The organism is Prauserella rugosa, assembly GCF_000719975.1.
Lineage (GTDB): Bacteria > Actinomycetota > Actinomycetes > Mycobacteriales > Pseudonocardiaceae > Prauserella > Prauserella rugosa.
Genome location: NZ_JOIJ01000003.1, coordinates 363,509 through 372,978 on the forward strand (window position 1 = coordinate 363,509; position 9,470 = coordinate 372,978).

The 9,470-nt window shown below is 69.1% G+C and carries 9 protein-coding genes; 3 read left to right on the forward strand and 6 right to left on the reverse strand.

Features of this window, described 5'->3' with window-relative positions; genetic code table 11:
• Window positions 1-6: 6 nt before the first annotated feature.
• Genes IF64_RS0106730 through fabG form a run of 4 tightly spaced genes read right to left on the reverse strand, consistent with a single transcriptional unit; the run spans window position 7 to window position 2,717 of the window.
• Entirely contained in the window at window positions 7-1,101 is a 1,095-nt protein-coding gene (locus tag IF64_RS0106730) for a glycine cleavage T C-terminal barrel domain-containing protein (protein WP_036875825.1), read from the reverse strand.
• A 6-nt stretch (window positions 1,102-1,107) separates the two neighbouring features.
• A complete protein-coding gene (gene fabZ, locus IF64_RS0106735) occupies window positions 1,108-1,581 on the reverse strand; it encodes a 3-hydroxyacyl-ACP dehydratase FabZ (protein WP_246134748.1) in 474 nt (157 codons plus the stop codon).
• Window positions 1,582-1,613: 32 nt separating this feature from the next.
• Window positions 1,614-1,925 carry an acyl carrier protein gene (locus IF64_RS0106740; protein ID WP_048808013.1) on the reverse strand — a complete coding sequence of 104 codons (312 nt, stop codon included), beginning with the start codon at window positions 1,923-1,925 and terminating at the stop codon, window positions 1,614-1,616.
• 45 nt (window positions 1,926-1,970) lie between these two features.
• The gene (fabG, locus tag IF64_RS0106745) at window positions 1,971-2,717 is read right to left on the reverse strand and encodes a 3-oxoacyl-ACP reductase FabG (RefSeq protein ID WP_030531148.1); all 747 of its coding nucleotides are present in this window, start codon (window positions 2,715-2,717) and stop codon (window positions 1,971-1,973) included.
• Between the two features lie 177 nt (window positions 2,718-2,894).
• Between fabG and IF64_RS0106750 the strand changes: the two genes are divergently transcribed.
• Window positions 2,895-4,529, forward strand: coding sequence for an FAD-dependent monooxygenase (locus IF64_RS0106750; RefSeq protein WP_030531149.1), 1,635 nt, complete (start codon window positions 2,895-2,897; stop codon window positions 4,527-4,529).
• A gap of 60 nt (window positions 4,530-4,589) precedes the next feature.
• Here the strand turns inward: IF64_RS0106750 and IF64_RS0106755 are convergent, their stop codons facing one another.
• Both IF64_RS0106755 and IF64_RS0106760 read right to left on the reverse strand, forming a co-directional pair.
• Window positions 4,590-6,083, reverse strand: a complete 1,494-nt coding sequence (locus tag IF64_RS0106755; protein WP_030531150.1) for an AfsR/SARP family transcriptional regulator — start codon at window positions 6,081-6,083, stop codon at window positions 4,590-4,592.
• The gene (locus tag IF64_RS0106760) at window positions 6,083-7,294 is read right to left on the reverse strand and encodes a macrolide family glycosyltransferase (protein ID WP_030531151.1); all 1,212 of its coding nucleotides are present in this window, start codon (window positions 7,292-7,294) and stop codon (window positions 6,083-6,085) included. The genes IF64_RS0106755 and IF64_RS0106760 overlap by 1 nt, the downstream gene beginning before the upstream one ends.
• 271 nt (window positions 7,295-7,565) lie before the next feature.
• On the opposite strand from IF64_RS0106760, the gene IF64_RS0106765 reads away from it, so the two are divergent.
• Both IF64_RS0106765 and IF64_RS26475 read left to right on the forward strand, forming a co-directional pair.
• Window positions 7,566-8,678 (forward strand): DegT/DnrJ/EryC1/StrS family aminotransferase, encoded by a 1,113-nt coding sequence (locus IF64_RS0106765; RefSeq protein ID WP_030531152.1) that lies wholly within the window; start codon window positions 7,566-7,568, stop codon window positions 8,676-8,678.
• Window positions 8,679-9,021: 343 nt separating this feature from the next.
• Window positions 9,022-9,375: a hypothetical protein gene (locus IF64_RS26475; protein WP_084705697.1), complete on the forward strand. Its 354-nt coding sequence runs from the start codon at window positions 9,022-9,024 to the stop codon at window positions 9,373-9,375.
• The last annotated feature ends 95 nt before the right edge of the window (window positions 9,376-9,470 follow it).

Below are 9,470 nucleotides of genomic sequence, written 5' to 3' on the forward strand. Positions count from 1 at the left end.
AGCCCGTCAGATGATCGGGGTGCTCCAGCTCTTCGGCGTGACGTACGGACTGGTCAATGTCGTCACCTCGGCGTCGCCGACGGTCAGCGTCAGCCCTGCCGCCGCGAGGTCGGGAGTCACCCTGGCGAGACCGAGGGTCGTGCCCAGCGCGACGCTGTGCACGGCGTGCACCACCTCGCCCACGACCTCACCGCCAGCCAGCACTGCCGCGCCCCGCTCGGGCAGGGACGTGGAGCCGGAGAAGCCGACCGTGCGTTTGGTGTCCGGCGACGCGAAGGCTGCCTGGACGGCGTCCTTGCCGACGAAGTCGTCCTTGGTGATGTCGACGAGCCAGCCTGCTCCCATCTCGACGACGTCGGCCCCGGCCGCCTCGAAGCGCGTGATCGGCTGGCGCACCTCGAGCATCGCCAGTTCCAGTGCCTCGTATCCCGCCGGCGTGGCCTCGGCGGTCGCGAGGGTCCACAACTTCTCGACGGCATCGGCGGCGACGAGCACCTTGTAGCCGTATTCCGCGGTCGCACCGGTGCGGGCGAACACGATGTCCACGCCGTCCCACGATGCGTCCACAACGGACTCGAACGGCAGCGCGGCGAGCTCGCCGTCGATGAGCCGTCCGACGACACCCCACGCGTAGGGGCCCTCGAAGGCCAACAGCGCCAGCTCGTCCGATCGATCGGTGATGCTCACCCCGTTGCCGGCCTCGGCGTGGAGGTGCTCCAGCAGTCGTGGCCCCGCGCCCACCGACCCCGCCAGCAGCAGACCGTCCTCCCTGCCCCACACCTCGACCTGGTCGACGACCGCACCGTCGGCGGTGAGCACCAGGCTGGTCATGCAGCGCTCGGCGGTGAGGAACTCGACGTCCCTGCCCAGGACCCGCTGGGCGAAGTCGGTGGCGTCATCGCCGGTGATCTCGATCAGCGGCGTGCCTGCGAGGTCGAACACGGCGCTGCGATGCCGGATCGCCTCGTACTCGTCGGCCAGTGCCGCGTAACGCATCGCGACGACGGCGTCCCCCACCGCGCCGTACACCGTCGTGTCCGGGTACGTACCGCTCAGCGGCGACGTGGGGCTCGGGGAGGCGCTGCTCTGGGTCTCAGACATGGGTTGTCACACCTTTCCGTTGGTCGCGGACGGATCGGCGAGGGTGATCGACCCCTCCGCGACCACCGAACCGTCCACTCGCGCGCTGACCTTGTACTCGCAGAATCCGCGCCCGCCCGCGGACCGCTCCGTCGCGAGGCGCAGCGCATCGCCAGGACGGACGGGGCGGCGGAACCGCATCGACCGCACCCCGGTGAGGTAACCGATGGGTCCTGCGCCGGCGAGTGCGAACACCACGCCCGACAGCTGGGCCAGGGACTCCGTCACCAACACGCCGGGGAACACGGCCTCGTCCGGGAAATGCCCCTGGAACCACGGTTCGGTGGCCGCCACGTTCTTCACCCCGGTGGCACGCAGACCCGGCTCGACCCGTTCGACGCGGTCCACCAGCAGCATCGGCCACCGGTGCGGCAGGATCTCCCGGATCCGTTCGTTACCGAGGTCGGTCAGCACCTCCGGCACTGCGGATGCCTCGCTCACAGCTGTGCCTGACACGGAATCCCGGTCGCGTGTCATACCGCGGACGCCGCGCCGGGCTCGGTCTTCGGCAACGACGGATCGACGTGCTCGGCCAGCCGCGACACGGAACCGAACACCGACATGTCGCTGTCGTAGAGCGCGACGTCGAACTCGGCCTCGATGGCGACGTAGAGCTCGAGCACGTCAAGGCTGTCGAGTTCCAGTCCCCGGCCGAACAGCGGCTGGTCGTCGGTGATCCAGTCCGCGTCGATGGGCAGGTCGAGGCGGGACACGATCATCTTCTTGATCCGCGAGCACGTCTGCTGCCGGGCGGCGGCCGCGGCACGGAGTTCGTCGATGGTCACAGGTCTCCTCCGAAGGTGCTGGACTGATCGGAAATGCCGGGGTGGTCAGCCGAGTCCGCCGCCGTTGGCGATGAAGGTCTCGCTGGTGATGTAGGACGCCTTGTCCGAGGCCAGGAAGGTCACGAGGTGGGCGATCTCCTCGGGTTTGCCCATGCGTCCCAGGCGAATCCGCGAGGCGTACGTCTCGCGCAGCTTCGCCGGGATCGCCTTCGTCATGTCGGTCTCCACGAAGCCGGGGGCCACCGCGTTGACCCGCACGCCGTACGGCGCGGCCTCGTACGAGAGCGCCTTGCTGAACGCGATGATCGCGCCCTTCGAGGCCACGTAGTTGGTCTGTCCCGGGAACCCGCCGTCGAGCCCGCTCGCCGAACTGAGCGTCACGATGGAGCCGCTGCGCTGATGCTGCATGATGCGCATCGCCTCGCGGCACGCATGGAACGTGCCCTTCATGTTGATGTCCATCGTTTCGTCGAACTGCTCGCCGCTCATCGCGACCAGGTGCCGGTCGCGCGTGATCCCCGCGCTCGTGACGAGGACGTCGAGGCGGCCGTGTTCACCACGTACGGAGCGGAACATCTCGCGCACGGCCGTTTCGTCGGTGACGTCGGCCCGCACGGCCGATGCCGAACCGCCCTCGGCCTCGATGCGCGCGACGAGCTGCGTGGCCGAATCCTCCGAACGCGAGTAGTTGACCACCACGTGGTTCCCGTGCGCGGCCAGGTCCAAGGCGACCGCCTTGCCCAGTCCGCGGGAACCTCCGGTGACCAGAGCCACCGAACCAGCTGCGAACATTCACGTCTCCACGGGGGACATCCGGTACGGGGACACTGCCGCCCCGCATCGCTGATGCCCGGATGTGCTGTCGGGCCGAACTGCTGTCGCCGAACGTACTGCGCGCGGTTTTCACCGCGTTATCACGCGAATATCAGCATCTTGACCCCGTCGGCCGGACTGCTCCAGGCTCGCTTCATGGCTGACATCGAGGTGGACGTGCTCATCGTCGGCGGCGGACCGGTCGGCTTGAGCGCCTCGCTGGAGTGCTCGCGGCACGGACTGACCTCGCTGCTGGTCGAGAAGCATGCGGGAACGTCCATCTTCCCCAAGGCACGGCTGGTGTCCACCCGCACCATGGAACTGCTGCGGTCGTGGGGACTTCAGGACGAGGTGGAGCGTGCCGGTCTGCCCAGAGAGGACAGTCTCGCCGTCGGTGTCGGAACCTCGCTCACCGCCGACGACTTCCACCGGGAGACCGCGCCGATCGCGGCGGACGCGCCGCAGAGCCCCACCTACGCCTACATCTGCGCCCAGGACGAACTCGAGGTGATCCTCAAGCGCACGGCGGAGACCCTCCCGGGCGCCGATGTCCGCTTCGCGACCACGATGACCGCGTTCTCCCAGGACGGAGACGGGGTGTCGGCGACGATCGAGTCGTCCGGTGCCACGGCCGAGGTGCGCAGCGCCTACGTGATCGCCGCGGACGGGGCGCGCAGTTCGATCCGAGAGCGACTCGCCATCGGAGTCGACGGCCCGCCTCCCATCGGGCACATGATCAGCATCATGTTCGAGGCCGACATCGGAGATCTGCTTCACGATCGCAGGTGTGCGCTCTACTTCCTCCGCAGCACGATCCCCTGCGCGGTCGAGGCCGTCGACAACGACCGCAGGTGGCTCGTCCAAACCGGATACGACCCGGCCGAGGGTGGCAGCGCCGACGACTTCACCCCCGAGTTCTGCACCGAGATCGTCCGGGAGGCCGTGGGCATCGGCGAACTGGACGTGACACTGATCGCGACGATGCCGTGGCTGCAACAGGCCGTGACCGCACGGAGCTACCGCGACGGCCGGATATTCCTCGCCGGGGACTCGGCACACGTGAGCACCCCCCAGGGCGGTTTCGGGATGAACTGCGGCATTCAGGACGCCCACAACCTCGTGTGGAAGATCGCCGCCGTCCACAAGGGGCACGCCGGGGAGGGTCTGCTCGACACCTACGGCCCCGAACGCCGGCCGATCGGTGAGCGCACCGTGGGTGAGAGCCTCACCAACGCGCTGATCACCTTCCGCATGATGGAGGGCGAACTGACCATGGCCGAGGCCATCGCGCTGCAGGCAGGGCGCCGTAGCAGCGAAGGACTCGTCCTCGGCTTCCACTACGACTCCGCGGCGGTCGTCGGCGACGGTTCGCCGCCGCCTCAGCCCGACGACCCGTATCGCACCTATGTCCCGACCGCCCGTCCGGGGCACCGCGCGCCCCATGTGACCGTGCATCGCGCAGGCGCACGAATGTCCACTCTGGACCTCCTCGGCACCGGGTTCACGCTGTTCACGACGCCGGGCAGTGGCTGGTCGGACATCGCCGCCGACGTGGCCGCCCGCACCGGTGACCACGTCGTGCCCGTGGAACTCGACCCCGGCCTGCCGACGGGAGGCGGACTCTGCGCACCCGGCTGGACGGAGGCGTACGGCACGTCGACGACGGGGGCCGTACTCGTGCGCCCCGACGGACACGTCGCGTGGCGTTACGCCGGCACCGACGGGAACGTCCTCGACGGGCGGCGCGCGCTCGTCGAGGCCCTCGACGACGTCCTGAGCCGGAGCCACTGACCGCGAAACCCGCCACCCTCGCACCTCCTCCGGCCTACGGGGAGGCGAGCCCGCGCGCCGCTAGGACATCCCCGCCGCGGCCCGGCGCAGCGACAACGGATTGCCGCCCGCCATCCCGGCCAGCCGACCCGCCGTGTGGGGGCTGCTGTCGACCCAGCTCCGGCCGAGCAACAGCGCGAGCAGTTCCCGTGATTCGCCCGGCTGCAAGGGCCCCAACGGCAGCCGTGCCGAACCTTGCCGCACGACCAGTTCGTCGAGTCGCTCGCGGCTGGTCACCAGGACGCGGGTTCCCGAACAACCGGGCAGCAACGGCAGCACCTGACTCTCGCAGGCCGCGTCGTCGAGCACGACCAGCATCCGGCGGCGGGCCACGGTGCTGCGGTACAACGCGATCCGTTCCTGGAGATCCGCGGGAATGGCGTGCTCGGCGATCCCCATCGCTCGCAGGGAACGTTCGAGTACGGTCCCGGCCGCCACGGGCCTGCCCTGGTCGTCGCGCAAGGTCGCGAACAGCTGGCCGTCGGGGAATCGGCCGGCTCGCTGGTGCGCCCAGGTCAGCGACAGTGCGGTCTTGCCGACGTCGGCCGGGCCACTGACGACGATCGTGCCCGCCGTCTCTTCCGAGCCGCACAGCGCATCGTCCAGTTCACCCAGCTCGTCCCTGCGGCCGGCGAACGGGACCGGCCGCCGTGGCAGTTGCGACGGAACGCCTGCGCGGTCCGCCCGCTCGGCCGGGCCGGACCGGGCCGAGGGCCCCACCCCGGTCGCGTTGCCGGTGCGGGACGCGGCCTCGATGCCCGGCCTGGCCAACGTGGGTGCATCCCTCAGGATGCGCTCGTGCAGTTCTCGCAGATGCGGACCGGGCTCGAGGCCGATCTGCTCGACGAGCACCCGGCGCGCGTCCTGATACGTGCGCAGCGCATCGGCGCGGCGGCCGGCCCGGTACTGCGCGAGCATCAGCTGTGCCCTGGCCCGTTCCCTCAGCGGCTGGTCGGCCACGACCGCCGAGAGGTCGGCGACGACCCGCTCGTGCCTGCCGAGGTCGAGCTCCAGCTCCGCACACGTCTCGATCGCGTCGAGCCGCGCCTCGTGCAGCCGGTGTGCCTCGATCCGCAACCCGGGAAGGTCGTCGAACGGCATGCCCTCCCACAGCTGCAACGCCTCCCGCATCAGGGCCACCGCGGCGAGCTTGTCGCCCGCCGTGGTCTTCGCCGCGGCCCTGCCCGTCAGCGAACCGAACCGCAGCCAGTCCGCCGCGTCGTCCTCGAGCCGCATCAGGTAGCCGGGACTCGCCGTCGTGACCGCCGTGTCGAGGCCGACGCCCCTGAGCGCCCTGCGCAACCGCGACACACAGATCGCGACCTGGTTCCGCGCGCTCGAGGGCGCATCCCCTCCCCAGATCGCACCGATGAGCCGGTCGACACTGACGACCCGGTTCGCTTCGAGGACCAGGCTGGCGAGTACCGCCTTTTCCCTGGCACCACCGAGCCGAACCTCGCTGCCTCCACTCAGGACGCGAACGGGTCCCATGATCCGGATCTCGGCACCGGTCATCAGAGTCCGCCGATCACGTCGGCGGCCCGCTCGGCGCCGCCTGCCTCGGCGATGACCGTGCGAAACCGGTTCGCGGTCGCTGCGGCCACCGGGTCGGACAGGACCGCCTCGACAGCCTCGGCCAACGTGGCGGGATCGAGCCGTTCCGGGTCGACGAGCCTGCCGAGTCCGAGGTCCCGGATGCGCCAGCCCGTCGGCCGGTCGAGCGCGGACGTCGGTACGCACACCAGCGGCGTCCCGCAGCTCAGCGCCTCCAGCACCGTGCCCATCCCGCCGTGCGTGACGCACAGTGCGGCGTGCCGGAGAACGGCAACGTGCGGCACCCAGCGATGCACCTCGACGTTCGGGGGAAGCTCGCCCAGTTCGGCTGGTTCGATGCCGTCGGCCACGGTCACGACCGCGTGCCAGTCGCGCCCGCGGAACGCGTCGATGCACCGCGCGAAGATGTCCCGGTGCTCGTTGAACACCGCGCCGAGGGAGACCAGCACGATCGGGGTGTCTCCCGCGGGCGGCTCCCACTCGCCGAGGAATCCTCGGTCACCGATGCACGGTCCGGTGAACACGAAGCGGTCGTCGAACGAGTCCCCCTCGTACTGGAACTCCCGCGGCAGTGTCACCACGCTGCGGTCGGGGACCTCGAACCACAGTTCGTGCGGCGCGACGTCGAGTCCGTACCGGGCGCACAGGGTGCCGATCCGCACCATCGTGGTGGTGACCCACTCCGGCATCTCGGTGGGCCGCTGTTCGGCTGGCCGCTGGCCACCCTCGTCGTTGTACATCGCGTTGAGGTACGAGAACTTCTCGTTCGAGGCGAAGAACGGGACGGTCTGCACCGCCTCGCAGTCCCAGACCCGCGCCAGCACGCGTCCCGCGTACAGCACCGAGGTGTCGTAGACGACGCAGTCGACGGGACCGAGGCCGGCCGAGTCGGATCCGTCCGCCAGTGCCGCCTCGAGGATCGCCTCGCTCTCGTCCAGCAGCACCGACATCAGGTATCCGGGGTCGTTCTCGAGCTCGGTGAAGTCGGCGTCGCGATAACGCGACTCGTATGTGGCGACGGCGGCACCCGTACCGGCGACGACGTCCCGCATGCTCGGCGCCGTCAGGTAGGTCACGTCGTGACCGCGGCGCACCAGTTCCGCCGCCATCGCCAACGTCGGCACCACGTGCCCGTGATCGGGGTGGCACACAAACAGAATCGTGCTCGTCATGCGGAAAGAACCTCAGTTCGGCTCGGGTGGTCGGGGGACCGTGCGGCTACACCACGAGCGGTGCCGTCACCGTAGAAGTGCCCGCGCGCGATCGAGTACCCCTAACCGCCGCGAAAGCCGCGTCGCACGGCGGATTGCGCGATCCGGAGTAGTGGTCTGAACCGTCCGGGCCTGTTCCGAGGCAGGCACCCCAGTGGGCGGGTTAGGGGTTGCCCGAGGCGGCCCGTGCGCCCCTAGGCTGGCGCCACCACGCGCGAGCCGAAGGATGACGATGGCGACCACCCTGGTCTGGGACTATCTCAACGAGTACCGCGACGAGCGCGAGGACATCCTCGACGCCGTCGAGACCGTCTTCTCCTCCGGCCGGCTCGTGCTCGGCGAGAGCGTCTCGTCGTTCGAACGGGAATTCGCCGAGTACCACGGCACGGCGCACTGTGTCGGTGTCGACAACGGCACCAATGCCGTCGCCCTCGGCCTGCGCGCGCTCGGGGTCGGCCCCGGCGACGAGGTGATCACCGTGTCCAACACGGCCGCGCCCACCGTCGTGGCCATCGACGCCGTCGGCGCCACGCCGGTGTTCGTCGACGTCGACGAGAGCACCTATCTCATGGACACCGGCCAGGTGGCCGATGCGATCACCGACCGGACCCGATGCCTGCTGCCCGTGCACCTGTACGGCCAGTGTGTCGACATGCAGCCCCTGCGGCGGCTCGCCGATACCCACGGCCTGGTCGTGCTCGAGGACTGCGCACAGGCTCACGGCGCCCGCGCGGCGGGCACGGTTGCCGGGTCGATGGGTGATGCGGCCGCGTTCTCGTTCTACCCGACGAAGGTGCTGGGCGCCTACGGCGACGGGGGTGCGGTGCTCACCGGGCGCGACGACGTCGACGCCGCACTACGGCGCCTGCGCTACTACGGGATGGAGAAGACCTACTACGTCGTCGAGACGCCCGGCCACAACAGCAGGCTCGACGAGGTACAGGCCGAGATCCTCCGGCGCAAACTCGTCCGACTCGACGACTACATCGCCCGTAGGCAGGCCATCGCCGACCGGTACGCCGCAGGGCTGGCCGACTCGGGACTCGTTCTTCCCACCGTGGCCGACGGCAACAGCCACGTGTACTACCTCTACGTCGTGCGGCACCCGCGGCGCGACGACATCCTGGAGGCGCTGGCCGGCCACGACATTCGCCTGAACGTCAGCTATCCGTGGCCGGTGCACACCATGAAGGGTTTCGCCCACCTCGGCTACGGCACCGGCAGCCTGCCGGTCACCGAGCGGCTGTCCGGTGAGATCTTCTCGCTGCCCATGTACCCCTCCCTGCCGGCCGACACCCAGGACCGGGTGATCGATGCTCTCCGGTCGGTGCTGGCGTCCCTGTAGGCCCCAGCGGGAGCTGCGGCACTGCTCGGGGCCGCGCTGGTCCCGCGCAGCAGGCGACGGGATTGTCGGACGCGACCTACAGCGTGTCTGACAAACGGTTCCATGGTGTGCTGTGGGCCTGAGGTGGTATCGCGATTTCAGGTGCTCGCGAGTGCTCAGCGGTCGATGATCGAGGTGATGGTGCCGAGTCCGACAGGTTCGAGCCACCACGCAGGCCATTCGTAGCTCGCGACCTCGTGGTGTACGGGGCGGGGCGGACGGCGAGCTCGGTGTGTGACAAGTGCGACGCTGTCGTAGCGTTTCCAGGTGGCGAAGTAGCCTTGGGATAACCGAGGATGGACGAATGCCAATCATTGATGTTACCTGTGGCGACCGTGTCGGCCGCCGAACAAGGCAGGACCTCGCCCAAACCCTTCCGCACAGCGTTTCTCTGGCAGTTGAGTGTCCAGAGGAGCCGTACGATGGCGATTTACAGGGCGGTGACGTAGTTCTGCGGTTCCATGACGTCGGCCCGATTGACCGGTTTGAACTCGACGTGCTCATCGAGGTGAAGTCGAAGTGGTTTCCGTCCCGAGCAGGAGACCGTCAGAGGCGCGTTGACGACATTCTGGACCGTGCGAAGGAAACCTTGCCCAACGACTTCCATGTCGGTGTGTATCTCGCTCTTCCGGTCGCGTCATGGGCTGAACCGGACTAGTGCGTGTCTGACAATGTTTTGGTCCAGGTGGTCACGGCGTGGAGGACGACCGCTGATCGGTAGATGGTGGCGAGTTTGTCGTAGCGCGTGGCCAG

Coding starts and splice junctions, on each gene's coding strand:
- IF64_RS0106730 (WP_036875825.1), bottom strand. CDS start 1,101: ATGTCTGAGACCCAGAGCAGCGCCTCCCCGAGCCCCACGTCGCCGCTG.
- fabG (WP_030531148.1), bottom strand. CDS start 2,717: ATGTTCGCAGCTGGTTCGGTGGCTCTGGTCACCGGAGGTTCCCGCGGA.
- IF64_RS0106750 (WP_030531149.1), top strand. CDS start 2,895: ATGGCTGACATCGAGGTGGACGTGCTCATCGTCGGCGGCGGACCGGTC.
- IF64_RS0106755 (WP_030531150.1), bottom strand. CDS start 6,083: ATGACCGGTGCCGAGATCCGGATCATGGGACCCGTTCGCGTCCTGAGT.
- IF64_RS0106760 (WP_030531151.1), bottom strand. CDS start 7,294: ATGACGAGCACGATTCTGTTTGTGTGCCACCCCGATCACGGGCACGTG.
- IF64_RS0106765 (WP_030531152.1), top strand. CDS start 7,566: ATGGCGACCACCCTGGTCTGGGACTATCTCAACGAGTACCGCGACGAG.
- IF64_RS26475 (WP_084705697.1), top strand. CDS start 9,022: ATGCCAATCATTGATGTTACCTGTGGCGACCGTGTCGGCCGCCGAACA.